Annotated in this window: 1 rRNA gene; it reads right to left on the bottom strand. The window is 55.6% G+C overall.

From position 1 onward, the window contains the following. Positions 1-168: 168 nt before the first annotated feature. Positions 169-268: ribosomal RNA gene (locus tag ACIPVK_RS21865) — 16S ribosomal RNA — on the bottom strand; the annotation flags it as partial.

The raw sequence follows: 268 nt of genomic DNA on the forward strand, positions 1-268 counted from the left end.
CCGCAAGCGAGCGTACTGACGACGACAACCACAACATGAACAGCCATTATTTGTTGATATTCCACCCTTGAGCACTCGCCCACCAACACAAGTGGTGGATGCGAGCAGCACTGAACACCCGCGAGACACATGCTTTGATGTGCACGCCTGGTGTTAGTTGCTCCTTAGAAAGGAGGTGATCCAGCCGCACCTTCCGGTACGGCTACCTTGTTACGACTTAGTCCCAATCGCCGGTCCCACCTTCGACGGCTCCCTCCCACAAGGGGTT

It is taken from the genome of Paeniglutamicibacter sp. MACA_103 (genome assembly GCF_045798555.1).
In the GTDB taxonomy this organism is placed as follows: domain Bacteria; phylum Actinomycetota; class Actinomycetes; order Actinomycetales; family Micrococcaceae; genus Paeniglutamicibacter.